This is a genomic window from Lysinibacillus sp. K60 (genome assembly GCF_019731275.1).
Taxonomy (GTDB): Bacteria; Bacillota; Bacilli; order Bacillales_A; family Planococcaceae; genus Lysinibacillus; species Lysinibacillus capsici.
This window is the reverse complement of record NZ_JAASJR010000002.1, coordinates 383,835-410,332: the sequence shown is the minus strand read 5'-3', so window position 1 is coordinate 410,332 and position 26,498 is coordinate 383,835. Positions and strand designations below refer to the sequence as shown.

General features: G+C 38.2%; 24 protein-coding genes. 4 read left to right on the top strand and 20 right to left on the bottom strand.

Annotation, left to right across the window (positions count from 1 at the left end):
* The first annotated feature begins 2 nt into the window (after positions 1 to 2).
* Both HCH28_RS05800 and HCH28_RS05795 read left to right on the top strand, forming a co-directional pair.
* A complete protein-coding gene (locus HCH28_RS05800; RefSeq protein ID WP_370635318.1) occupies positions 3 to 2,144 on the top strand; it encodes a site-specific integrase in 2,142 nt (713 codons plus the stop codon).
* Positions 2,110 to 2,583 carry a hypothetical protein gene (locus HCH28_RS05795; RefSeq protein WP_221680183.1) on the top strand — a complete coding sequence of 158 codons (474 nt, stop codon included), beginning with the start codon at positions 2,110 to 2,112 and terminating at the stop codon, positions 2,581 to 2,583. The genes HCH28_RS05800 and HCH28_RS05795 overlap by 35 nt, the downstream gene beginning before the upstream one ends.
* A 90-nt stretch (positions 2,584 to 2,673) precedes the next feature.
* On the opposite strand, the gene HCH28_RS05790 is transcribed toward HCH28_RS05795, so the two are convergent.
* The 7 genes from HCH28_RS05790 to mce form a co-directional block, all read right to left on the bottom strand.
* A complete protein-coding gene (locus tag HCH28_RS05790) occupies positions 2,674 to 3,024 on the bottom strand; it encodes a cyclic-phosphate processing receiver domain-containing protein (RefSeq protein WP_221680182.1) in 351 nt (116 codons plus the stop codon).
* Positions 3,025 to 3,170: 146 nt separating this feature from the next.
* A complete protein-coding gene (locus HCH28_RS05785) occupies positions 3,171 to 3,908 on the bottom strand; it encodes a hypothetical protein (RefSeq protein ID WP_221680181.1) in 738 nt (245 codons plus the stop codon).
* A 221-nt stretch (positions 3,909 to 4,129) separates the two neighbouring features.
* Complete coding sequence (locus HCH28_RS05780) at positions 4,130 to 4,618, bottom strand: chemotaxis protein CheW (RefSeq protein WP_221680180.1); 489 nt, start codon at positions 4,616 to 4,618, stop codon at positions 4,130 to 4,132.
* 25 nt (positions 4,619 to 4,643) lie between these two features.
* Positions 4,644 to 5,759: a M20/M25/M40 family metallo-hydrolase gene (locus HCH28_RS05775; RefSeq protein ID WP_048392312.1), complete on the bottom strand. Its 1,116-nt coding sequence runs from the start codon at positions 5,757 to 5,759 to the stop codon at positions 4,644 to 4,646.
* Positions 5,760 to 6,491: 732 nt separating this feature from the next.
* A complete protein-coding gene (locus tag HCH28_RS05770; protein WP_221680179.1) occupies positions 6,492 to 7,445 on the bottom strand; it encodes a hypothetical protein in 954 nt (317 codons plus the stop codon).
* A gap of 106 nt (positions 7,446 to 7,551) precedes the next feature.
* Complete coding sequence (locus tag HCH28_RS05765; protein WP_009370220.1) at positions 7,552 to 9,099, bottom strand: acyl-CoA carboxylase subunit beta; 1,548 nt, start codon at positions 9,097 to 9,099, stop codon at positions 7,552 to 7,554.
* 5 nt (positions 9,100 to 9,104) lie between these two features.
* Positions 9,105 to 9,518, bottom strand: a complete 414-nt coding sequence (gene mce, locus HCH28_RS05760; RefSeq protein ID WP_004231207.1) for a methylmalonyl-CoA epimerase — start codon at positions 9,516 to 9,518, stop codon at positions 9,105 to 9,107.
* 125 nt (positions 9,519 to 9,643) lie between these two features.
* On the opposite strand from mce, the gene prli42 reads away from it, so the two are divergent.
* Positions 9,644 to 9,739 carry a stressosome-associated protein Prli42 gene (gene prli42 / locus HCH28_RS05755; RefSeq protein ID WP_009370219.1) on the top strand — a complete coding sequence of 32 codons (96 nt, stop codon included), beginning with the start codon at positions 9,644 to 9,646 and terminating at the stop codon, positions 9,737 to 9,739.
* Positions 9,740 to 9,761: 22 nt separating this feature from the next.
* Here the strand turns inward: prli42 and HCH28_RS05750 are convergent, their stop codons facing one another.
* From HCH28_RS05750 to HCH28_RS05705, 10 genes are all read right to left on the bottom strand, one after another.
* Positions 9,762 to 10,772 carry an aromatic acid exporter family protein gene (locus HCH28_RS05750; RefSeq protein WP_009370217.1) on the bottom strand — a complete coding sequence of 337 codons (1,011 nt, stop codon included), beginning with the start codon at positions 10,770 to 10,772 and terminating at the stop codon, positions 9,762 to 9,764.
* A 152-nt stretch (positions 10,773 to 10,924) separates the two neighbouring features.
* Positions 10,925 to 11,365, bottom strand: coding sequence for a BrxA/BrxB family bacilliredoxin (locus HCH28_RS05745; protein ID WP_004231203.1), 441 nt, complete (start codon positions 11,363 to 11,365; stop codon positions 10,925 to 10,927).
* A 161-nt stretch (positions 11,366 to 11,526) separates the two neighbouring features.
* Positions 11,527 to 12,624 carry a methylmalonyl Co-A mutase-associated GTPase MeaB gene (gene meaB / locus HCH28_RS05740; RefSeq protein ID WP_221680178.1) on the bottom strand — a complete coding sequence of 366 codons (1,098 nt, stop codon included), beginning with the start codon at positions 12,622 to 12,624 and terminating at the stop codon, positions 11,527 to 11,529.
* Entirely contained in the window at positions 12,624 to 14,777 is a 2,154-nt protein-coding gene (gene scpA, locus HCH28_RS05735; protein WP_004231201.1) for a methylmalonyl-CoA mutase, read from the bottom strand. Before scpA ends, meaB begins: the two co-directional genes overlap by 1 nt.
* Positions 14,774 to 16,477: a methylmalonyl-CoA mutase family protein gene (locus HCH28_RS05730; protein WP_221680177.1), complete on the bottom strand. Its 1,704-nt coding sequence runs from the start codon at positions 16,475 to 16,477 to the stop codon at positions 14,774 to 14,776. The genes scpA and HCH28_RS05730 overlap by 4 nt, the downstream gene beginning before the upstream one ends.
* A gap of 120 nt (positions 16,478 to 16,597) precedes the next feature.
* The gene (locus tag HCH28_RS05725; protein ID WP_221680176.1) at positions 16,598 to 17,932 is read right to left on the bottom strand and encodes a dihydrolipoamide acetyltransferase family protein; all 1,335 of its coding nucleotides are present in this window, start codon (positions 17,930 to 17,932) and stop codon (positions 16,598 to 16,600) included.
* Between the two features lie 170 nt (positions 17,933 to 18,102).
* A complete protein-coding gene (locus tag HCH28_RS05720) occupies positions 18,103 to 19,086 on the bottom strand; it encodes an alpha-ketoacid dehydrogenase subunit beta (RefSeq protein WP_221680175.1) in 984 nt (327 codons plus the stop codon).
* Positions 19,086 to 20,102 (bottom strand): thiamine pyrophosphate-dependent dehydrogenase E1 component subunit alpha, encoded by a 1,017-nt coding sequence (locus HCH28_RS05715; RefSeq protein WP_004231196.1) that lies wholly within the window; start codon positions 20,100 to 20,102, stop codon positions 19,086 to 19,088. The genes HCH28_RS05720 and HCH28_RS05715 overlap by 1 nt, the downstream gene beginning before the upstream one ends.
* An 86-nt stretch (positions 20,103 to 20,188) precedes the next feature.
* Complete coding sequence (lpdA, locus tag HCH28_RS05710) at positions 20,189 to 21,616, bottom strand: dihydrolipoyl dehydrogenase (RefSeq protein ID WP_221680174.1); 1,428 nt, start codon at positions 21,614 to 21,616, stop codon at positions 20,189 to 20,191.
* A 181-nt stretch (positions 21,617 to 21,797) separates the two neighbouring features.
* Entirely contained in the window at positions 21,798 to 22,892 is a 1,095-nt protein-coding gene (locus HCH28_RS05705) for a Leu/Phe/Val dehydrogenase (RefSeq protein ID WP_048392303.1), read from the bottom strand.
* A 387-nt stretch (positions 22,893 to 23,279) separates the two neighbouring features.
* On the opposite strand from HCH28_RS05705, the gene HCH28_RS05700 reads away from it, so the two are divergent.
* A complete protein-coding gene (locus HCH28_RS05700; protein ID WP_004231186.1) occupies positions 23,280 to 23,516 on the top strand; it encodes a DUF2627 domain-containing protein in 237 nt (78 codons plus the stop codon).
* Positions 23,517 to 23,563: 47 nt separating this feature from the next.
* On the opposite strand, the gene HCH28_RS05695 is transcribed toward HCH28_RS05700, so the two are convergent.
* The 3 genes from HCH28_RS05695 to HCH28_RS05685 form a co-directional block, all read right to left on the bottom strand.
* The gene (locus tag HCH28_RS05695) at positions 23,564 to 24,292 is read right to left on the bottom strand and encodes a glycerophosphodiester phosphodiesterase (protein WP_221680173.1); all 729 of its coding nucleotides are present in this window, start codon (positions 24,290 to 24,292) and stop codon (positions 23,564 to 23,566) included.
* Positions 24,285 to 25,856, bottom strand: a complete 1,572-nt coding sequence (locus HCH28_RS05690) for a flagellar assembly protein A (protein WP_048392301.1) — start codon at positions 25,854 to 25,856, stop codon at positions 24,285 to 24,287. The genes HCH28_RS05695 and HCH28_RS05690 overlap by 8 nt, the downstream gene beginning before the upstream one ends.
* Before the next feature lie 277 nt (positions 25,857 to 26,133).
* Entirely contained in the window at positions 26,134 to 26,313 is a 180-nt protein-coding gene (locus HCH28_RS05685) for a hypothetical protein (RefSeq protein ID WP_221680172.1), read from the bottom strand.
* Positions 26,314 to 26,498: the final 185 nt, after the last annotated feature.

Below are 26,498 nucleotides of genomic sequence, written 5' to 3'. Positions count from 1 at the left end.
ATTTGACTGAAACAACGCAGTTAAGACCAAAAACAGAATGGTACGATAAAATGCTTGGGCAAATGGATACTCGATTAATATGCCTACAAAATAGTAGAAGTGAATTTTTAATTGATAAGTTGGATGAACGGGTGCTTAAATATCTGTATAGGAACTGCTTAACTTTCGATTGGAAAGATCAACTATTGTTTATAGCATTAGTTGATCTTTCCAAAAACAATGACGTGGGAACTATATATAATAAATTGAAAACCCTCCATTTAAGATTGAAAGATATTTTTAAGGAATGTAACATTACTTCATTTTCAAATTTCGAACCAAATGTCCATATATATAAATATTTGAAAGGTGATATTTGTGTCAATTCTTCTAACAATATGAAAAAGGGTTTACTAAGTTTATATAATTCCTCTGAATACTATACTAAAAAGTGGATTAATGAAAACCTTCCTTCAGGTGAACAGCAATATTATAACAAATTTTTATTACCACCCTTTTCATATGATAGTAAAGAGTTTTCCTTTACTAAATTAGCCATAGAACAAGCCCAAAACACTCGTAAGGATGAAACAGACGCTATTGTGCCACATCTTTCAACAATACGTGCAGAAGCAAATCTACGATGGAATCAAATGAAGAGATTGAGAGATGCATTTCATCAACAAATAAGTGTGATAGATACCGATTTAATATCATTACCGATTGAATTTTCTTATGCGGAACCAAAACGGATTGGGGAAGTATTTCATTTTCGTTTATGGGACAAACCTTCCTTTGTACTGAACCATCAAAAGGATTTTTCAGATATTATTATAAAGCAAGCGACACACAAAAAATCGACTTATTCTGATGAAAATAATGCTTATTTCCTTGAATTTATTCGTGCTGAATCAATAGAGAGTGATTCAATGCCAGAAGGTCTTTGGTTTAATGAATTAATTGAACAGAATGTTTTAGGGGTGTGGTTAAAAAACAGACCAATTGAAGAACATGAGAAAATTTTAAATTTCTTGTCTTTATGGGGATACGAATATGAAAACGAACAAAAACCCACTCCATTTTTTTCAAGGCAGAAAGGCATACTAACACCTTCAACATTTATCACTTTACACAAGGACAAAGCAGAAGGCTTATTAATAGATGTAGAACCATTTTATGTGGCTTGTACATTTGGTCTATTAGCCATCGACATTTTAACAACAACAGGTGCGAGATTGAACGAATTACTTCAAATAAATAATACAAAAGAATGTATTGAGGTAAAGAAAGTTAACAACAAACTACATTATTCCTATAAAGCTATTCCTAAAGGAAGAGATTCATTAGAAGAATTTTATTTAAGTAAACAAACGATGGAACATATTCAAACGGTATCAAAAATGTTAAAAACACATTATGGTGGCGATAGAATTCCAAGTGTTCCATACAGAGAACAAAGAAAGCACTTATTCCCCACACCTATGCCTTATTATTTTCAATATGCAGGTAAAGCATTAAAAAATGATGCTATATATAGTTCCATTCGATTTTTACTTCATGGATTATTATTTGAGAGGCATAACGGAAAAGCTGTAACTGTAAAAACACACCTATTACGCCATGCATTTGCGACAGAAGCTGTTCAACGTCAAAAAATGCCGATTGATATTGTCGCAAAAATACTACATCAGAAGGATTTAAATGTAACAGGGTATTATTCAGCTCCCACACCTACACAAATTGCAGAATCAGTAAGTGAGTTACATGATGTCATTTCAAGTTATGTAGATATTGATGATGCGTATTTAAGAAGTCCACAAGAGTTACAAAAAGAATTCGATGTCCATGCAGAAAAAGTTGGTGTATTCAATAAAGTGTTAGGTGGTACTTGTGTTACAGATTATGTTTGCCCTACTAAAATGCAATGTTTGGGCTGCAAAGCAAAAATACCCGAACCAGATCAAGAGGATGAATTATTAGAAGTCATTCAATTATCAAAAGATATGGAAAGACGATTTAAACAACTGGGATTAGAGGTCGAAGTTCGGAAAGCGAAAGAGATGGCAAAGCAAGCGAAGATTGAACTGAAAGAAATAGATTTAATTAAGCAGTATAGAGAGGAACGTAGCTATGAACCAATCACCAAAAGGAATCCATTTAGATAAACATCAGTGGCTTGATAAAGTACATCAGCAACGTATGAAACGTTCTGTTTCAATTGGCATACAAACTATTGACTTTCTTGTCGCACAAGGAATTCCAGTAACCTATCGTAACATTAGTGAGCATTCGAAAGCCTTTGATGATAAAGGAAAAGGCATCCATATGAATACCATTAAGCGTAATGAAAAACTACATGCATATTATCAACAGTATAGCAGAACCTATAAATTAAAGAACACTCGTAAAAGGTCAGTAATGCCTTCTAAATTTGACGAAACAGCATTAAGAAGGATTTCTTCTGAACGTGATGTAAATAACGTTAAGAAAAAATATATGCAGCTTTCAAAAGATGAGTTAGTGAATCGCTTAATAGCAGTTGAACAATATGTGGCTGAAAATCAAGAAAGATGGGTCGCAAATCATTTTGAACAGTTCAAATAATTTTAAAAATATGGGCATTTGCAATAAGTGGTGGACTGTCCATTCTTTTTCTTACTAAACAATTTGTTCGTTCAATCGTTTAGTATTGCTTCATTCTGTATATTTATTTTTGGTAATAGAGTAGTGGTAAATTTCAATATCTGAATCAATGAAACCTCTTCGTTTCGCTCCATGCAGTGTTTGATACATATTCTCTCTACCAACAGGGTTATCCGTATGAATATATATTTTATTTGCCCGTAATCCTTTTTCACAAATATATTTTACTAAGTCATAACCTGTTGGCAATAGATTACCTTGTAGATCTTCTCCTAAATCATGGTCAAGAGAAAGTATATCTACTTCGTGAGTTTCAAGTAAGTGAATGGCTTCTTGAAACGTTCTTGCCACGACAAAACCAATCGGACAATCTCTTAAATCATCTACATATACATTAATCATAATAGTAATTCCTTTCCCCACGATATGTTTCAAATACACAGTGAAATATAATTTTTAAAAATTAGTTTCCACTACTTGTTACGAATAGCAAATAAAAGTAAATCCCTATCTTGGTTAAATTAAATAAGGTAGGGATTTTAAAAGTATTATAGCTGTATCTTGTATTTATTAATAAGTTCAATAACCATTGGGAAATAGATTTCACCTAAATCTTTTACTTCTTTGTCAGATAAAAAACCTTTTGTCATAGATATTATTATTGAAGAATTTTCCCCTAAAAATGATAATGCGAAATCTAATTCCTCTAACTTTTCTTTAAAATGGTCGTAGTCGTCCGCATATAATTGACAAATAGAAATTCTCCCCAGGTAGTTAAATATTATTCCTAATGTATTGGATAGTTCATAAAGATTGTCAGGATATATTTCTTTTAAAATTAATTCTCTAACTTCTTCTACACACTTTAATATATAATCTAATACCGTAATTTCTCCAAAAGGTGTTTTAATAGACTGTTGTAGAGAAAAAGTAAGTTTATCCTCTATATTTTTGGCATTCAGCAACTTTAACAATTCTATTTGTGCAGCATGATATTCAGTATAACCACGATTTTGAGCATAACTAATGGAGTCTTTAGTTGAAAATCTAATAACATCATACATATGAGTGAACTCATGAAATAGTATAGCTTCCATATTTACAATATCAGGTCCAACAAGTAATGAATGCCTATCATTTTTAACATCATAATTGTGCGAAGCGAAAACTTTAGCTTCATCAATTATTAACTGAAATTCGGGTGTTTTTTCAGTAAGCATAAAATTTTTGTAAGACGCTAGTTTTTGAGTAATGTAACTCTTGATAAGTAGATTTTTTTTATTCATTAAATTGCCCTCTTTCTAATTTAATCCCCTATATTAAACATTAACATAAATTCCTACTATTAATGTGTGTTTTCCATAGAATAGCTATGTATTTTTACAATATAAAAAAATGGAACTAACCTATAATTAGTTCCATTTTACACATAATAAAATGTTTAACATTTTATTAAAACCTAGTTATTGCATTAAGCTTTCTTTAATTCTTGACTTTTAATAAAAACTTAAGCCTCTACGTTTTCCTTTTCATTTTCAAGCATTTTGTGTAAATAATTGATAATTTCCCTAATGCCCTCTAATGAATTAACCAGTATTTTTGGATCAACATATGTTATCATACGATTCTCAAGATTAGCTACCGCAGTAAAATAGCGTGTTTTACTATAATTGACTAGACCCAATTGCTGAAGTACTGATTCATCGAAATCAAGAATTTCTCGTGCTTCTGTAACAAGTAATCCATAATTAACCACATCAGTATTCAACACAATGATACGTGCGGTTTCTGTATTCGATGAACGATTGTACAGTATGCGTTCAAAATCAAGAACAGGTACAAGCTCACCGCGAATTCTTGTAAAGCCTAGAAGATAGTTAGGTAAATGAGGAATAGGTGTTACTTGCTCTAATTTTTCAATTGAAATCGCTTGCTCCACAGGCACAGCATACTCCTCTGTCCCACAAGCAAAAACGACTGCTTTGACACTTTCCATAGGGTCTCACATCCTTATTCGACTGTTAGTTTTTCGCCGATTCTTTGACGATTTCTACTAGTAAATCTGCTAATTTTTCAAGTTCTTCTACTGGTATTTTTTCATTTGTTGTATGGATATCCTCGTATCCAACAGATAAATTAACTGTAGGAATGCCAAAGCCTGCGATGACGTTTGCATCTGAGCCTCCACCAGAAATGCCTAGTGTCGGTGTACGATCAATATTGCGTGCAGCAGCCATAGCTACCTGAACTACTTTATCAGATTCCGTTACACGGAAGCCTGGATACATTAGCTTCACTTCTACCTCTGCACGTGCGCCTAACGAAGCAGCTACTTGTTCAAACGTATCTTGCATATGCTTTGTTTGCGCATCCAATTTAGCTTTGTCTATAGAGCGTGCTTCTGCAAGGATTGTCACTTCGTCACAAACAATATTTGTCGCTTGTCCACCTTCAAAACGCCCAATATTCGCTGTCGTTTCTTCATCTAAACGACCTAGTTTCATTTGAGCAATGCATTTTGATGCGACTGTTATGGCAGAAATACCCTTTTCAGGAGCAACCCCTGCATGTGCCGTTTTTCCAATAATCTTTGTGAAAATTTTCGCTTGGAATGGTGCTGCTGTCACGATCCCCCCCACTTTGCCATCGCTATCAACCGCAAATCCATATTTTGCTTTAATGTTCGCTGGATCTAACTCTTTAGCGCCAACAAGGCCACTTTCTTCACCAGCCGTAATAATAAATTCAATATCGCCATGTGCAATATTTTGCTCTTTCAAACGTTTGACCATCTCAAATAGAGCAGCTAGTCCTGCTTTATCATCGGCACCTAAAATCGTTGTACCATCTGATACGATATAGCCATCTTCACGTAAAGACGGTTTGATGCCTTTCCCTGGAACAACAGTATCCATATGAGAAGTGAAATAGATTGGCTCTACATCCAATGTGCCCTTTAATGTGGCAATAATATTACCTGCCCCATGTCCATTACGCGTATGTGCATCGTCTTGAATCACTGAAAATCCAAGTGCAGTTAACTTATCTACAAGAATTGGTGCTATTAGTTGTTCATGTTTTGTTTCTGAATCAATTTGTACGAGCTCAAAAAACTCTTCTACTAAACGACTTGTCATGTTGTAAAACTCCCTTAGTTTACGTGTATTTCCACGTTATAGTATATGTATTATTTTAGCACAACGTCAGAAGAGTTGAAATCATTGAACAATACTACCAAAATAAAAAGTCTGAGAAAAATCTCAGACTTTCCCATAGTGTTAAAGAACAAAACCATCAATAGAATTTTTTGAAAGGTGAAAATGGTTTCCGTTGCAGGCTACTTGCTTTCCTGTGGGCGAGCGCCGAGCCGCTTCCTCCGCTACCGCTCCGTGCAGGGGCTCGCCTGTCTCGCTATCCCACGGGAGTCAAGTAGCCTTCCACTCCAACCTACAAAATGTTAACTTTTTAGCAAAGGTTTTCAAATAAAGTGAAGGTTTTCACTACCCATTTTATGGAGGGGGGTTGTAACTAATCACTTCTTCGCAATGAAATTAAGAGTCTATTCTTTCTCTAATTATACAAATAATGGGTTAATTTGATTGCTACGGCTAGCTAGTATGAAAGATAATGAAAAGACACTTTGCCACATCGTTGATTTCCGTTCCGTCAGTGTCACTTCTAGGGGATTTAACGTCACAGATGAGACCCTGGAGCGAACTCAGTGAGTGAAGCGGCTCATCGGACGCCCCCTGAAAAGGACACTGGCGGAACGGAAATCACACCCTCACCTTGCCAAAAGGTCTTTTTCTGCTAGTGACACGATCTTTTTTCAACAACATGAAAAAGCTGAGAAAAATCTCAGACTTTCCTTAGTCATTGAAAATACGCTCTTTTTCTTTGTCTAATGATTGTAGGTAATTGACAGCTTTATTATGTTTATCCTGTAAGCGCCAAATCGTATTATGTACATCATCTTGAACACGTGAGACCTGTTCCCTTGCTGTTGAGATTTTAGAATGAACAGACCATGCTGAAAAAATATCATCAAAAAAGTAATCCGCAAACTTCACAAACCCATCTGTTTCAATATGCAACGATTTCGTAGACATTTCATGAACATCTAATAATTCATTATGAAACCGTTGTAAGGCAATTTGAGCACTGTGTAAATAGTTTTCAGACTGATCGAGCGCATCATGCTTTAAATGCGTAGCAATCAGCCCACCACCAAAAAATGTATCCCATGTGGAATACCCATTGGCCGAATGTAATGAAGCTGCTGCTTGCCCTAGCCTTGTAAGAGCTACTTCTCCCGCTTCCTCCGCCTCTTTAATTTCTCTAATGAGCTGCTTTGTTAGCATTTCCTCATGTGCTAAATGCTCTAGCCTTTCTGCTTGGGCTGCATCATGAATCTGTAAGTACTTCTTCTTTTTAAGATAGACCTGTTGAAGTGATTGCTGAAGCGCACTTTCATCAATCTGGGCTAGCTGATTCATCACTTGCACGTTGTCCTCTGCTAAATCTTTTTGCATTTTCTTTGCTTCATTTAGCTTTAATTCAAGTACTGCCGCCTTATCAATTTTTTCTGCCCTCAGTTCATCTTGTTGCCCTGTCCACATACGAATCATATTCATAAACGAGAAACCATCCAATTTATCAAGTTTGGATCGAATTTGATGGAGTGCTGCCGTATGATTGTCTATTTCCTGTTGTGTATGTTTAATTTGCCCATCAATTAACTGATTTTGTTCGTTTAATCTAGATGCTTTTCTAAGTTGTGCATGAATCTTTTCTTGCTCTGTTTGTAATTGCTGCCATTCCATTCATCTCAACTCCTCCTATCTATCAGTACGGATGACAAACAAAAATGTTTCACTTTTTGGCAATGAAAAACCTAGCAACTTTTGAGCTGCTAGGCTTGTATTACTATTATAGAGGAATATTACCGTGCTTTTTCTCTGGACGTGTTTCATGTTTGTTTGACAGCATATCAAGTCCTTGAATCAGCTTGATACGTGTATCTCGTGGATCGATTACGTCGTCTACCATACCGCGAGATGCTGCAACATATGGGTTAGCAAATTTCTCTTTATATTCTTCGATTTTTGCTGCACGAGTTGCTTCTGGGTCATCTGATTTTGCAATTTCACGGGCAAAAATGATGTTAGCTGCGCCAGCAGCACCCATAACAGCAATTTCAGCATTTGGCCATGCAAATACAAGGTCAGCACCGATAGATTTAGAGTTTAAGGCAACGTAAGCGCCTCCATAAGCTTTACGTAAAATCACTGTAATTTTTGGAACTGTCGCTTCTGAATAGGCATACAGAATTTTCGCACCATGACGAATAATACCACCATGTTCTTGTTTAACGCCTGGGAAGAAGCCAGAAACGTCTTCAAATGTGATGATTGGGATATTGTATGCATCACAAGTACGAATGAAACGAGCTGCTTTATCAGAAGAATCGATATCTAAGCCACCAGCAAGAACTTTTGGTTGGTTACAAACAAGTCCAACTGATTCGCCAGCAATACGTGCAAAACCGACTACTACGTTTTTAGCAAACTCTGCATGTACTTCCATGAACGAACCTTCATCCACTACTTGCTCAACAACTTTACGAACATCATATGGACGTGTTGTTTCGATTGGCACTGTATCCACGATTTCTGGACGGTAGTCATCCCCTTCAGGTCTAGCTTGACGAGGTGCCTTTTCTTTATTGTTTTGTGGTAAGTAGCTTAATAGTTTTTTAATTTCATCAATCGCTGCCTCTTCAGAAGGAGCACGGAAATGAGCATTCCCACTGACCGCATTATTTACTTTTGAACCACCTAAATCTTCAGCAGAAATTTTCTCTCCTGTTACCGTTTCGATTACTTTAGGTCCCGTAATGAACATTTGAGATGTTTTATCCACCATTAGAATGAAGTCAGTAATAGCTGGAGAATAAACAGCTCCACCAGCACAAGGTCCCATAATCACAGAGATTTGCGGAATCACACCAGAATAAATGGCATTTCGGTAGAAGATATGACCATAGCCATCTAATGAAAGAACACCCTCTTGAATACGTGCACCGCCTGAGTCATTGATGCCGATAAAAGGTGTACCATTTTTAGCAGCTAAATCCATCACTGTTGCCATTTTTTTCGCATGCATTTCACCAAGCGCCCCACCAAACACTGTGAAATCTTGAGAGAATAAGTATACTGGACGTCCGTTAATTTTACCGAAGCCAGTTACGACACCATCACCAGGTCCCTCCATTTTTTCCATGCCGAAGTCTACTGTACGGTGTGTAATAAATGGGTTAATTTCGAAAAATGTACCTTCGTCTAGCAACAAGTCTATACGCTCACGAGCAGTAAGTTTCCCCTTCTCATGCTGCTTATCGATGCGATCATAGCCACCACCAAGTTCAATTACCGTTTTACGGTCATACAAGTCATTAATTTTGTCGAACATATCCATACTAATCACTTATCCCCTTTTCCACTTTTATCACATAATTCATATAACACCCCAAATGAGGATTTAGGATGCATAAACGCAACCTCTGCCCCTCCAGCACCTGGCCCTGGCTCTTCGGATAAGAGACGTACACCTTTTTCACGAAGCTCTGCCATTCGTTCACGAATTCCCGTCACACCAAACGCAACATGATGAATTCCTTCTCCACGTTTTTCAATAAAACCATGGATGGCACTTTTATCACTCATTGGTTCTAATAGCTCGATTTTCACGTTCCCTGCATCGATAAATGCCACACGAACCTGTTGAGATTCTACTTCTTCCACTTTCATCAACTTTAAGCCTAAAGTTTCTGTATAATATGTAATGCGTTCATCAAGATCGCGCACTGCAATCCCAATATGGTCTACTTTCTCCATGGTGACATCTCCTTCTGTTATGGTACATACTCTATTTTACAGATTTTTTTGTCAAAACTCTACTACTTGAGAAATTTTTCAGATTTGCTAAACTATTTATAAGAAAAGAAGGAGCGAACGAGCATATGAGTAATAAAAAATTTCAAAAAGTCGTTATTTATAGTATGATCGCAATTATGCTAATCTCATCTCTAGCATTCGGATTATCTATGATAATTTAAGGCAAAGCATGAGGCGTCCACACTACTGTGGGCGCTCTTTTTTAGCCTTTAACCCTTTAAATGACTGCTTTATTTCTAAATACCTGTCCATTTCCTCTATAAACTGATAGAGGGCTGCCTGAGCGATAAATTGCTCATGGCTTTGTGGTAAAGGAAGCTGAGAAAAATCGCGCTTAACATGTTCGAGCTTTTCACGGTAATGACTAGCCGTATTCCCCGAATGAACATGCTCACCTAGGTCTTGTAAAAAATCTGCCACAATTTCAGCCTCTTGTACTATAACAGGTAATGTCGTCACTTTGGGTAGCACTCTTTCGATAATTTCTAGCTGCTGCTCTCGCATATCGAAATATACATAGTAATCATTTTTACGTCTTGTAAAATGGTTTTGAACATCTTTAAACGCCAATGATTTAGCCTCTTCTAGTGCTTTGATTGCATCGATAATTTCTTGGCCGTTCCACAACGTATCTCCTTGCCGTAAATAGCTGGCAATTTCTAAAAAAATCTTACTGTATAGCTCCTCTATTTTGACTCTGTAGTAATTTAATTCCTTTTGAATGTCTGGCATATACATATTAATGGCAATCCCTGTTCCATAACCGATAGCCATCAACGCTAATTCATTATAAACAAGTGTCAATGAGTAACCTTCAGCAGCGTAAATATGCATAATAATTACGACACTGGAGATAAATCCATCCGCAACCTTTAAAGATACAATGGTAGGTATAAAGAATATAAGCATGCCTGCTAGTGTAAGTGGATGGTAAGCAAATAACTCAAAGCTTACAAAGGCAAAAAGCATTGCTACAATACTTGCAACCAATCGTGTATAGGCTGCATAAATGGATTTCTTTTTTGTTGGCTGCACACATAATATGGTTAGAATACCAGCAGATGCATATGAGGCTAAATCAAAATACTGTGCAATGGCAATAGCGATGGCCGCACCAATTGCTGTTTTTAAAGTTCGATAGCCGATTGAAAACTTCTTCAGGCCGACTGCCTCCCATCCTTTAGTACTCTTCACTCATTCAGCTAATTATTTAGCCAATATTACAAAAATTTTAACAATAATGAAACTATCTATACATGAGGATCAGTAGGAAGCCTACATAGATAGCATGATCTATGAGGCTTTTCTACTTGATTGAAAATTATTTTTCTTATGCAAGAATGGACTTAAAGCTCGTCACAATATTCTTCAAAGTTTGCTTGTAAATTTGTCACAACTGACATTGGGTCATGCCCTTCAATTTCATAGCGTCCTACTTCTGCGACAACTTGTCCGTCTTTTAATAGAACGAATGATGGTGATGAAGGTAAATGATCTTCTCCAAAATGGTAACGCGCTGCTGCAGTTGCTTCTTTATCTTGCCCTGCAAACACTGTTACTAAATGGTCTGGACGTTTATCATAATGAACGCATTGTGCTGCTGCTGGACGAGCGATACCACCCGCACAACCACATACTGAGTTCACCATTACTAATGTAGTACCTGGACGAGCAAACGCCTCTTCTACAGCTTCTGGTGTTGTTAATTGTTCATAACCAGCTGCCTCAATTTCAGCACGTGCTGTTTTTAAAATTTCTTGCATAAATAAATCGTAATCCATATTCATATAGCGATAGCTCCTTTCAAGTTCGCGCCAATTTAGTTATATTTCAGATAGTAGGTTTTTGACGCTTATCCATCTCTTATCATAGCAGTTTGCAAGCAATTTGTGCACCTACTTGCTCAACACATTTCAGTTGAAATTACTACGATTTCAATAAGACTCGTTTACTTGTCTTCCTGCTCCTCGCTAAATAAACGATCCACACCTTGTGTAACTGTCAACTGTCCACTTAAAATTTGACGTTCAAGCTGTTGTACTTGTGCTTTACGTTGCGGGTTTCCATAAAATAGATCAATTAAATGATCGGTAATCATCGATTGGAACCACTCTTTTGTTTGTTGTTGGCGTCGGGTAGCCCAATAGTGATTTGCTTCTACGATTTGCTTGAATTCCCCAATTGTTTCCCACACCTTATCAAGTCCTCGTTTTTCTAATGAACTAACAGGCATGGCAGTAGACATCCAACCAGGTGTAGCTGGCTGTAAAAAGTGCAAAATTTGTTTGTACTCTGCAACCGTTTTTTTAGCTAGACGAACATTATCACCATCCGCCTTATGCACAACAATTGCATCTGCTAATTCCATGATGCCTTTTTTCATGCCCTGCAATTCATCCCCCGCTCCTGTTAAAACAAGAAGCAGGAAGAAGTCAACCATGCCACGGACATAGGTTTCACTTTGTCCAACACCAACTGTTTCAATTAAAATCACATCATAGCCTGCTGCCTCACAAACTAACATGGTTTCCCGTGTCTTTTTGTGAACACCCCCTAGGGTACCTGCTGATGGCGATGGACGCACAAATGCACTAGGCTTCTTCACGAGCTCTTCCATACGCGTTTTATCGCCAAGTATACTTCCTCCCGATAGAGAAGAACTTGGATCAATGGCAAGAACAGCAACTCGTTTTCCCATATCACAAAGCATAGTGCCGAAAGCCTCTATGAATGAGCTTTTTCCTGCCCCAGGCACACCTGTTATGCCAATTCGAATACTATTGCCTGTATGTGGAAGAAGCTCCTGCAATAGTTCTTGTGCCTGTACTTTATGGGTAGCGTTTGAACTTTCAATGAGGGTAATGGCTTTTGATAAATGTGTGCGAGAGCCCGCACGCACTTGTTGTGCAAGCTCTCCTACATTTAGAATGTCTGCCTTTTTCTTTCGGAACTTTTTGGGTGTACCATATTGCATCCCGTCGTGAGTCGCCTCTACTCCGTCCATGACAAATAGCGCACTTTCTTCCATTCCTTTATTTTTGTCCATTATTCAGACACTTCCTCATAGCCTAAACGTTTGTAGATTTCTTCAATTATTTTTTGTGCGGATACAGGAATCACTGTACCTGGTCCGAAAATAGCTACTGCACCAGCATTATAAAGGAAATCATAATCTTGTGCTGGTATGACACCACCCACAATAATGATAATATCTTCACGACCTAGTTTTTCAAGCTCAGCTATCAATTCAGGCACCAATGTTTTATGTCCTGCTGCTAGTGAAGACACACCAATAACATGAACATCATTTTCAACAGCCATTTGAGCAGCCTCAGCAGGCGTCATAAATAATGGAGAAATATCTACGTCAAAGCCTAAATCTGCATAACCAGTTGCGACAACCTTTGCACCACGGTCATGTCCATCTTGTCCCATTTTAGCAACTAAAATACGCGGACGACGACCTTCATTTTCAAGGAATTCTTCTGTCATTTGTTTCACTTCCGCAATTTGCTCCTCATCAGAGAAGTTTGCAGAGTAAACACCAGAGATCGAACGAATGACCGCTTTATGACGACCAGAAACTGCTTCAATTGCATCAGATATTTCACCTAAAGAAGCACGAGCGCGCGCTGCATCCACTGCCACCGCTAGCAGGTTTTCTTCTCCATCTTGAGCCGCCTTTGTTAAGCGAGCTAAATGTTTTTGAACCTCCGCTTCATCACGAGCTGCCTTCATCGCTTCTAAACGTTCAATTTGTTTTTGACGAACAATTGTATTATCAATATCTAAAATATCGATTGGCTCTTCTTTTGCTAAGCGATACTTATTCACGCCAACAATCGTTTCTGTTTTAGAATCAATTTTCGCTTGACGTTTTGCTGCAGCTTCCTCAACCTTCATTTTTGGAAGTCCCGTTTCAATCGCTTTAGCCATACCACCAAGCGCTTCAATCTCTTCGATTAACGCCCAAGCAGATTTCGTAATTTCTTCTGTTAATTTCTCCACGTAGTACGAACCACCCCATGGATCAATAACTTTTGTCATCGCTGTTTCCTCTTGTAAAAATAACTGTGTATTACGCGCAATACGTGCAGAGAAATCAGTTGGAAGTGCAATCGCTTCATCCAGTGCATTCGTATGAAGGGATTGCGTATGTCCCATCGAAGAGGCATTTGCTTCGATTAATGTACGTGCAACATTGTTAAATGGATCTTGCTCAGTTAATGACCAGCCAGATGTTTGGGAATGCGTACGTAATGCTAATGTCTTTGGATTTTTCGGGTTAAATGTAGACATCATTTGTGCCCAAATACGACGTGCTGCACGCATTTTAGCAACTTCCATGTAATAGTTCATACCAATTGCCCAGAAGAACGATAGGCGAGGTGCAAAAGCATCAATATCAATACCTGCTTTTAATCCTGTTCGTACATACTCCAAGCCATCTGCTAATGTATAGGCAAGCTCAATGTCATTTGTTGCGCCTGCTTCTTGAATATGGTAACCAGAAATTGAAATAGAGTTAAATTTCGGCATATACTTCGCTGTATATTCAAAAATATCTGCGATGATTTTCATTGACATAGCTGGTGGGTAAATGTATGTATTACGCACCATGTATTCTTTTAAAATATCATTTTGAATGGTACCTGCTAATTGATCTGGCGTTACCCCTTGTTCTTCTGCTGCTACAATATAGAACGCAAGGACAGGTAATACCGCACCATTCATTGTCATTGAAACAGACATTTGGTCTAACGGGATTTGATCGAAAAGGATTTTCATATCCTCTACTGAGTCAATCGCAACCCCAGCTTTTCCTACATCCCCTGTTACACGTGGATGATCAGAGTCATAGCCTCGATGTGTTGCTAAATCAAACGCTACAGAAAGACCTTTTTGTCCCATAGCCAAATTTCGTTTGTAAAAGGCATTGGATTCTTCAGCAGTTGAGAAACCAGCGTATTGGCGAACCGTCCATGGACGTGCTACATACATAGTAGGGTATGGCCCACGTGTGTTGGGTGCAATCCCCGCCACATCATTTAGATGTTTAGCCTCTTTAATATCTTCTTTTGTGTAAATATCTTTAATTTCAATTCCCTCATTTGTCATGAACTTGTCTTCAGACGCTTGAGGTGCTTCAGCTGTTAAAACCTTTTCTATTTCTACTGCATTAAAATTTGGCTTGCTCATCGTTGGACCTCCTTCATGCTCGCAAACACGGACTGTAATTTTTCAATGATGTTTTGTCCTGCGAAAATAAAGCCGTTTAAGCCATTGGCTAACCATGCTTCTTCTTCGTCTTTAAATTTGCCTGCTACATCTACAAGCACATTCGCTGGTTTCTCAGCTAAAATGGCCGATACCAATGCTTTTGTATCATCATCACTGCCTGCAATCACTATATACTTAGCCTCTGTTGCCTTCAGCCAAGCTACTGCCTCTTCTACAGTTGTCACTGGCTCACTTTTTTCTGGTACAAGCCCAACTGTGTTTAAGAAGCCCGCTACAAAATCTGCGCGTGGTTTAGAGCTTTTTAGTGATCCTAATGCTAAAATACCTGTTTTCACATTTGCTGCTGTCATGTCTGCACGTAAATCCTCAAATGGAGCAGCAATACGCTTAATATCAGCAAATAATGGATTTGTATCCTGTTCAAGGATATCAGCTGGATTAGCATAAATATTCGTTCCAATTAATGATTGCTTACGTGTTTGGGCAGCTTTGATGCGCTTTTGATAGGATACTTCCACTTCTTCTGCAAGCTTGCCAGAGGCTGTATAGTCATCGATACCGCCAGCTGCCTGAATGTCTAAAAATAATGCCCATGCTTCTTTCACAAAATCTGCTGTTAACGACTCGATAAAGTAAGAGCCCCCTGCTGGATCTTTTACTTTTAAGACATTTGTTTCTTCTTTTAAAATTAATGACACATTACGAGCGATACGAATGGATTGATCCGTAGGCTTCGTTAACACGTCATGTGGATGAACCGTAAAGAGATCAGCACCACCGATTAAACCAGAAAGCGCTTCATTTGAAGAGCGTAATAAATTTACATACACATCTAATTTAGAAAAGCTTCTTAATGATGTTTCAGCAACAGTAGGGATTTTCACATGATCTGTTACGCCATAAGCGGATGAGAACGCTTTCCAAAGTACTTTAAAAGCACGTAGCTTTGCAATCTCCGTAAAGAATTGTGTATCAATGGCAAAAGACACAAAGAATTTCTTCGAGAACGCTTCAAAGCTTTCTTCTTGTTCTGCAAATTTGGCTGCTAATGCAAGTGCATAGGCTAATTCTTGTACAGCGTTAGCACCTTCATTATGATAAACCGTTGTGTCTGCACTGACTGAGCGCACGTTCGGAAATGCAGTCAAAGTGATAGGGTCTTTTGAAATAATGTAACCTTTAATGGCTTCTTGTTGATCTACTGGAATGTTGTCGAACACTGCTAATAACGGGTCTTTTGAATTTTCAATAGTAATTTTAAACGAATATTCTGAGAAATATGATGCTAATTTGACCAATACTTCTTCTGTCCAAGCAAAGCTCACTCGGCTATCAATCGTAATAACTTCATTGCCTCGAGCTAGGCTATCCTCAAGCTGTACAAAAAAAGCTTCGCTTGAATCAGCGTGAATTTGTTGTGCCACCTGAAATACTTGATCATTTTGTAGGGAACGAATTGTGGCAACTTGTAAATCAAGCTCTTCTCCAAGCTTAGCTACTAAACTTTCTTGCGTGTAAAGCGGCTGTAGTGTAACACCTTCATTTGTTTTTGTGAATAGTGACTCAAATGGTTTCCCTTTTAAAGCTTTGATTGCTGCATCTTGCCAGTCTGAATAGGCTGGTATTTCAAATTCAATATTTTTCATGTTGTTTGACATGCGGACGCTAATCAGCTTCCCCCCTTAGTAGTTTCTATTTGTTATTCTACATGACAAATTGCGACTCGAAAAGCATAAAAAAAATCGGAAACCCTTATACAGCAGGTTTCCGACGAGTCATCAGTAGACTGACGTTGAAGATTTATTTGTATTTTCGAGTATTTCTTTTACTCTATTTAGGAATTTACCACAGACAAGTCCATCAAGCACACGATGATCTAATGATAAACATAAATTCACAATATCACGTGCAGCAAACATTCCACCTGGTAAAACAACAGGTTTTTTTACAATACTTTCCACTTGCAAAATTGCTGCTTGTGGGTAATTGATGATGCCCATTGATTGAACAGAGCCAAATGCACCTGTATTATTCACTGTAAATGTACCACCAGTAATGTCATCCATTGCTAATTTCCCTGTACGAACTTTGATAGCCAGTTCATTGATTTCTTTAGCGATTCCTTTGATGGATTTTTCATCTGCGTGTTTTATAACAGGTACAAATAAGGCATCATCCGTTGCTACTGCAATCGAAATATTGATGTCATGTTTTTGAATGATTTTATCTTCCGCCCACATCGAATTCAGCATTGGGAATTCCTTTAAAGCTTGAGCAACCGCTTTTACAAAGAAGGCGAAATATGTAAGATTAAAGCCTTCTTTTTGCTTAAATTCATTCTTTAAGCTATCACGATAAGTCACTAAATCTGTTACATCCACTTCCATCATCATCCAAGCATGCGGCGCTTCATGTACACTTTTCACCATATTATTCGCAATGGCACGACGGATCTTCGTCACTGGAATTTCGATATCTCCTGGATGAATAGGTTGTACAGGTGCAGCTGCTTTTTCCACTTGTTGCTGTGGTGCTGGAGCTGCTGATGTCGTTTGAACGGTTGGAGCTGCTTGTGCTACATCATTTGCCGTTGGGATATTACCTGTTTCAATTAGCTTTAACAGGTCTTTTCGTGTAATACGACCACCCTCGCCAGTACCTGTTACAAGGTCTAAAGCTATATCATGCTCCTGTGCAAGTCGAAGAACAGCTGGTGAATAACGTACTTTACCCGTACGTGCCTCTTTTGGTGCAGATACTGGAGCTGCTACCTGCTGTGGTGCCTCCTGTTTCTTTTGAACACCTGCATTTAAAATAGCCGTACTTACCGTTGATTTTTTTTCAGGTGGCGGTGCTGGTAATTCACCTTCTCCCGCTATTTCAATCGAGCAAACGACTGCTCCAACTGGTAATGTCTGACCTTCTTGCGCAAGAAGCTCCGTGATAACCCCTTCAAATGATGACGGGATTTCAGCATTTACTTTATCTGTAACAACCTCTGCTAATGGATCATATTTTTTAACTGTATCTCCAGGCTTTACAAGCCATTTTTCAATTGTACCTTCTGTTACACTTTCGCCGAGCTGTGGCATTGTAATATTTTGAACCGACATCCTTTATTCCTCCCATCAAATAAGCCTAGGCGTCATTGTACCTGATGTAGCGCTAAAAACATTAAACGTAGATAGGCATATAGACAGATTTTGACTTTCATATGTGCAAAGTCAAAATCTGTTGTTCCGTCTGAGGCTTTTATATTTTCATTCAGCCTTGTTGTGATCTATTAGAACGCAGCAAGTTCTCGCATAGCACGTTCCACTTTATCAGGATTAATCATAAAATATTTTTCCATCGTTGGTGCATACGGCATGGCTGGCACATCAGGTCCCGCTAGACGTTGAATTGGTGCATCAAGCTCAAATAAACAATGTTCCGCAATAATTGCAGCAACCTCACTCATGATACTACCTTCTTTATTATCCTCTGTGACAAGCAATACTTTACCTGTCTTACTTGTAGCCTCAATAATCGCTTCTTTATCCAGAGGGTAAACTGTACGCAAATCAAGGATATGAGCAGAAATACCATCCGCAGCTAGGCGTTCTGCCGCTTGTAGAGCAAAGTGGACTGCTAAACCATAGGTAATGACTGTCACGTCATCTCCTTCACGTTTTACATCTGCTTTACCAATTGGCAATGTGTAATCATCTAGTGGTACTTCCCCTTTAATTAAACGATAGGCACGTTTATGTTCGAAAAATAATACCGGATCTTCATCACGAATAGCAGCTTTCAGTAAACCTTTTGCATCATACGGTGTTGATGGAATGACAATTTTCAAACCAGGTGTACCAGCAAAAAGTGCTTCAACAGATTGTGAATGATAAAGTGCCCCGTGAATACCTCCGCCAAAAGGTGCGCGGATGACCATTGGACAAGTCCAGTCATTATTAGAACGGTAACGTATTTTGGCTGCCTCTGAGACGATTTGATTGACAGCTGGCATAATAAAATCAGCAAATTGCATTTCAGCAATCGGACGCATACCGTACATTGCAGCACCGATACCTACACCGGCTATTGCACTTTCTGCAAGAGGTGTATCAAGCACGCGGTATTCACCAAATTGATCGTATAGTCCCGTAGTGGCTTTGAATACACCGCCTTTACGACCAACGTCCTCACCTAAAATGAAAACTCGTTCGTCACGTTCCATCTCTTCTTTCATTGCTAATGTAATCGCATCAATATAAGACATTACTGCCATTACATGTCACCTCCGTCCACTGGTGCATAAACATATTTAAGTGCATGCTCTGGTTGTGCATATGGAGCCGCTTCAGCATAATCAGTTGCTTCATTTACTTCTGCCATAACACGCTCTTCGATTTCAGTACGTATCGCGTCAGTCATCACGCCAGCATCCATTAAATACTTTTCAAATAATACAATCGGATCCTTTGCTTTGCCTTCTGCAATATCTTCAGCCGTACGGTATTGACGGTCATCATCATCTGAAGAATGGGCTGTTAAACGATATGTTACCGTTTCGATTAAGCTTGGACCTTCCCCATTACGTGCACGATCTGCAGCCTCTTTTACCACTTTATATACTTGTAACGGATTTTTCCCATCCACGGTCACTCCTGGCATTCCGTAGCCAATCCCACGATCAGATACTTTTGCACAGCCAAGTTGACGCTCTACTGGCACAGAAATCGCATATTGATTGTTTTCTACCATAATAATGACTGGTAGCTTATGCACACCTGCAAAGTTCGCTCCTTCATGGAAGTCTCCTTGGTTGGATGAACCTTCACCAAGCGTAACGAAAGAAACAAAATCTTCTTTTTGTAGACGTCCTGCAAGTGCAACGCCCACTGCGTGTGGAACTTGAGTCGTAACAGGTGATGAACCTGTTAAAATACGATTTTTCTTTTGACCAAAGTGGCCTGGCATTTGACGACCCCCAGAGTTTGGATCTTCTGCTTTAGCAAACGCAGATAGCATCAGTTCTCTTGGTGTCATACCAAAATGTAAAACAACACCCATATCACGATAATAAGGTGCAATATAATCCTTACTTTTATCAAGTGCAAAGGCTGCTCCAACCTGTGCCGCCTCCTGACCTTGGCAGGAAATTACAAACGGAATTTTACCAGAACGGTTTAATAACCACATACGCTCATCTAGTCTTCTAGCCATTAACATTGTTTCGAACATAGCAAGTACATCTTCATTTGACAAACCTAAATCTTCATGTTTGATTTGAACATCTTGCATACGAACACCCCTTTCGTATTATAGAGAAATAACTATCTTATCCTATATCCCCACATTTGGATATGTTAGTTATGAAATTCAGAAAATTAAAAATGGATAGCGCGATCATCCACTGCTAGAGCAGATTCCACTAACACCTCATTTAAGGATGGATGTGGATGAATTGCCTGACTAATTTCCCATGGTGTTGCATCTAACACTTTTGCTAAGGATGCTTCACCAATTAAATCGGTTACATGAGGCCCTACCATATGAATACCCAAAATATCATCTGTTTCTTCATCAGCAATAATTTTGACAAAGCCTTCTGTCTCTCCATTTACTAATGCTTTACCAATGGCCTTAAACGGGAATTTACCAATCTTTAATGAAAATCCTTGTTCTTTAGCAGCACTTTCTGTTAATCCAATGCTAGCAACCTCTGGATAGGAATAAACACATTTCGGTACTTTTAGTGCATCCAATGCCTCTGTTTTCCCTGTTGCTATATGCTCAATAGCTGAAAGCCCCTCATGAGAAGCAACATGCGCTAATTGTAAGCCACCAATCACATCTCCTATGGCATACATATGAGACTCTTTCGTTTGATAGGAACCATTCACCTTAATAAAGCCATTTTCCACTTCAATCTCTGTATTTTCTAGACCAATACCTTGCGTATTCGCCTCACGTCCTACACAAAGTAATAGTTTATCAGCCTCAAAAACTTCTTCTTTGTCATTGACTTGCGCAGAAATGAAAACGTTATCATTTTCAATTTTGAATGTATTTGTATCTAAGCGAGCATTCGTAACAATACGAACTCCTCGTTTCTCAAGTTGTTTCGTCACTTCTTTAACGATGTCCGCATCTTCAGCTGGTAAAATGGATGGACCATATTCTACCACTGTTACATATACACCAAAATCGCATAGCATAGATGCCCACTCAATTCCAATAACACCACCACCAACGATTAGCAGTGACTTTGGTAAACTTTCTAACTGTAATGCGTGGTCTGAATTCAGCACATATTGCCCATCTATCGTTAACCCTGCCATACCACGAGGCTTTGAGCCCGTTGCAATGACAACATTCGTAGGTACAAGCATTTCATTTTCATCGCCATTGGACATTTCTACAGATATTGTACCAGGCATAGGTGAGAAAATAGATGGACCCAAAATTCGCCCTGTACCGTGATAAACATCTATTTTGCCTTTTTTCATCAGTGTATTCACACCCTGGCTTAATTGCTCAACGATTGCTTGTTTCCTAGCTTGAACTTTGTCAAATTGTAATGTCACACCTTCAATATCGACACCATATTCGCTAGCTGTTTTATTAGCCATACGATATACTTCGGCACTTCGGAGTAAGGCTTTACTTGGAATACAGCCTTTATGCAAGCATGTACCTCCTAAACGTTCACGCTCTACAATGGCTGTTTTTAAGCCTAGCTGAGCAGCTCGGATGGCTGCAACATATCCACCTGTACCTCCACCTAAAATGACAACATCATAATTTTGAGCCATGTTTATTCCCCCTATTGAGAAAAGTGCTAAAGGATTCTATTAAACAATAACCAAGTGATTTTTTTAACAGTCAGTGCTTGCTTTAGAAAAACTTTAGCTTCACTTCATTAAAACCCCAATTTCTTGTTGAAAATAGAAGAAGTCGACAATGCGACTTCTCTTCTTGTATCAACCGTGTAAATTAGCGACCGTGTAAAATATTTTTTTCATTTTTTAAAAATTGGCTGCGAGATTTTGCTACGCGAGCGATACGTTCCTCCGCTAAGCGGTTCGCTGCCACATATGTTGGAATGCCATCCCGTTTTGAAATAGCAAAGATTTTCTCAATACTATCATAAATGCCATCAACGCGTTTCATTGCACGTTCACGATTATAGCCATATAATTCATCCGCAACGTTAATAACACCACCAGCATTGATTACATAATCTGGTGCATAGACAATACCTAATTCATGTAGATAGTCACCATGACGTGAATCTTTTAATTGGTTATTTGCAGATCCAGCGATCACTTTCGCTTTTAATTGCGGAATTGTTTCATCATTTAAAATTGCCCCTAATGCACAAGGTGAGAAGATATCTACTTCTTGCGCATAGATTTCATCTGGTGCCACTGCAATCGCGTCGAAGTCATTAACAACACGATCAATAGCTGCCTGATTGATATCTGTTACAACAAGTTTTGCCCCTTCATTATGTAAATACTCGCAAAGCTTGTAAGCTACATTTCCTAGACCCTGTACAGAAACTTTTAATCCTTCTAGTGAGTCTGAACCGAATGCTTCTTTTGCAGCTGCCTTCATACCACGGTAAACACCATAAGCTGTTACTGGAGATGGGTTACCTGAAGAACCGAATGCAGGAGAAATTCCTGTTACATAATTTGTTTCTTCATGGATTAAATCCATATCCGATACTGTTGTACCTACATCTTCAGCTGTAATATAGCGGCCATTTAATCCTTGGATGAAACGACCTAACGCACGGAACATCTCTTCGTTTTTATCTTTAAATGGGTCACCAATAATGACCGTTTTTCCACCGCCAAGGTTTAAACCAGCTGCAGCATTTTTGTAAGTCATTCCTCGTGCTAAACGTAATGCATCTTCAATTGCATTTTCTTCCGACGCATACGTCCACATACGTGCTCCACCTAGTGCTGGTCCAAGTGTTGTATCATGGATAGCGATAACCGCTTTTAACCCTGATGCTTCATCTTGGCAAAATACCAATTGTTCGTAATCATACTTTTCCATATACTTGAAGATTTCCATGAAACTCGCCCCTTTGCTTTGGAAAGTGCATCCCCAAATGCCCATCCAATCAAGTTTTATCTAACAATCTAATCTCCATAGCGTCCTCACTCAGCAAATTCTGAGCTCCTATTCGGTAGTAGGTGTTTAGACCCTAATACTTAAAGAAGAAATTGTTTAGTAATGGATAATATTGCTCCACTTATTTTTACAATACTGACAAATTCACAATTTCGCAACTATTATTACATATTCTTATTTAAGTAAGAATTTTCTAAACATTCTGTTACAATTGCTACTTTCTGTCCTGCCATGTTATTAGCTAAAAATATTATATTGGTTTATACCCTTCCTTGACATTCCCCCATCCACAGGTAAAATTAATCATAGGAATAAGGAGGGGTATACATGGCCCGTTTAGCTGCATTTATTGTAATGCTTATTCCAGGTCTTATGGCTGCAGGTGGCATTAAATTTATGCGTGATACATTATTTGGTAAGCTCATTTCACCATTCCCATTTTTATGGCTGCAATTTGTAGTTGGTGTTATTTTCTTCGTCATAGGCTTTGGGTTTTTCGCTGGATTTTTACTGCATCGCGATCGAAAAAACGGAAAAGTAGCACCACGCTTCCAAAAAAAATAAAAAAAGCTATCCAAATAAGTCATGCAAGACTTACTGGATAGCTCTTTTTATACCCGTTGCTGAGATGTGATGACTTTATCAGGATAATCCGTAATCCAACCAATAACAGAAGGATGCGGATTGGTTAAAAATGGTTCTGTCCCATCAATAGCATAAAAACGACATGCTTTTTCACTTGTAATGCAGGCCTCCAAGTATCTTGGTTTGTAGTACCTTTTATGCATATGCACACTATCAGCCGCCTTATAATCAGTTAGAAGATCCCATTTTATTTTTTTCGTTGCAATAAGGGCCGTTTCAAATTCAGGTCTATGCTTTTTTACGATCTCTAAAAGCTCATAGTGAAAGGATGAAAAATGACTACCTTTTGGCAGAGCCAAGCCTCGAAGAAAATGAATTAGCCCACTCGTATTGTCCAAGATCGTTGATTTTAATTCAATATTTAACGGCATCTGCTGTATATTTGCCCATGCTAAAACTGCCTCAAACGCTGGCATTTTATAGGACGAAAATAGACGTCTCCAAGGCTTGCCAAGTTTAAAGCGCAGAAGCTCCTCCATCGTACAATCACTCACCAATTTATTGGTGCCTACTAACCTCGATAATTGTGGATCATGATACACTACAGGTAATCCATCTTTAGAGAAATGAATATCTAGTTCAATCCCATCAGCACCTAGTTCTAATGCCTTTTCAAAAGCTTGAAAGGTATTCTCTAATGCATAAGCAGAAGCACCTCGATGTGCAAAAACGGGGATAAAGGCTGCCTTAGACATTTAACTCACCAAATTCTAGCAGGAATTTACCATTCGTCATTTTGCTTAATAAAGATGATTTTCTGCCAATTTGAATATAAGTTCCAGGGTGGGCCTCTTTTGTCACAATAATCTCTTCTTTCCCTACATGACGCATTTCATCCATTAATAGTTTTATTTCACGATCTAACGTAATCGCTTCTGCCTTTAATTTTGTTAAGGCTTGCTTTGTTACTTCAAATGACGCTGATTGTTCTTTGGACATTTGATTGAGAAAAGGCAATAAATTTTTCATGCTATTCTCGTGTGCTGAAATCTCTGTTTGCAATTGTTTTAGCTGTGCTGCTTTTTCCTGCATCACGGTGTTATTTTCCTGCTTATTAATACTTTCTATTATTAAATCTGTTCGACGCTCTAATCGGTTTCCTGAAATGGCCGTCACAATCGTATTTTTAGCTACTGCACGTCCCCCAATAATTTTCCCTTTTCGTTCATCCACATATATCGAATGAGCAGAAAGCTGGGATCCTAGTGCATAAAAACCAATATGAATACTATTAGCTGCAAATAAATTTGCTTCATTCACATGTTTAACAAATATATTGCCACCTGCTTCTACCACTGTTGAACCAAGCCCAAAGATGCCACCACGAATATATACATCACCCTCAATGGATTTAATAAGCTTAGCACCGCTTACACCCTCAGCCCCTTCAATGGAAATATCGCCAGTCGCAATAACTGTATAGCCATTTGTTACTGTACCTTTAATACTAAGTGAACCATTAAATTCAAGGTTTCCTGTTTCTACTCCAACATCACCATTTATAGGAAGGTGCCTGTTTACACCAATCATGCCTTTGACATCATCTAAAACGCCAGCAATTTTCGAGCGAATGACGATTTTTCCGTCTTCTTCCACTTCATAGGCAGATTTTGTATCATATTTGATAGGATAATCTCGACCAGGTACAGCAGCAACTTCTTGACCTAGCACATTTTTCCCCGGTTTACCTAATGTAGCAGGGATCTTTTCACCTAGCCAAGAGCCTTCTGAAATTTCCGAAATAAAATTCATATCATAGTAATCCGCTTTACCGTCTTCACGAATGACTGGCTTTCTCTCGGGTTTAGGTAAATATGTAATTTGTGCATCTATTCCTGCTATAGGTTGCTCGCCTTGAGCAATTAAGAATGCTTTTCCTGGTTCAGCCTTCAATATATCAAAATCTAATATGCCGTGTATAATTCCATTTTCATTGAGTGTTTCTCGGATTTGTTGTGTTAATTTTTCTTTATTATTTTGAATATAATCATGCGTTTCATATATAAAAACAGAGGCTGACATCTTATCACGTGCCACTTCTGCTTCAATGTTCGGAAGCCAGCGTCCAATTTCAACAGGATTGGTATTCTGGGTTGATAACACATTTTTTAAAATTGAAAAATTAGATAATTTCAGTCGTGGATGACTACGTAGGATGCTATCAAATTCTTTTAATGGGAAACCTGCGCTAAAAGTAAGCATAAATACCTTGCCATTTTCCTCAGAAATTTCGAAGTTTTCATTTCGAACTAGAATCAAGCTACCTCCTCCTTCCCTCTATATGTAAGTATATACAATCCACTTACATTTGTTTAGAGACCATTGTCACTACCGAGAAAGAAAATAGTACCACTTAATCATTAAAATATAAGACAATATTTTATTTTTTCTAAAAAATTGTAGATATTTAATACTAATAAATTGTTTGTTTTTGAGCTTTTTATTAAAATTACCGATAAATTCAAAGTAATTCCATCATGCTATTTTGAATAAATCATCTTCCAAGTACAGGTATCAAGGGGCGCTTCCCACTAAACTATAGGTCTTTATAGGTCTTTTTAACTAATTTCGTATTGATATTACTTTCAATTTGGAAAGTAGATCCTAGTTGTATCAATTGCTGTCGATTCATATATTGCATACTTATTTTACCATCGAATACTAAACGCACCTCAAATAGCTCATCTGTTATCTGTGTGATTTCGAGTGAATTCATTCCCTCTAATTGGAAATTTATACTTTTTATTGTGATCACCCACTTATAAGTTTGTGAAAAGGTCTCAAATTATTCAACTTTAGAATATGACTTTAAATTCACTATTCATGTATATATCGTGTATTTTTAGCTGATTTAGACGTTCTTTTAACGCTTTCAATATTAAAGATCAGCCACAGAAATTT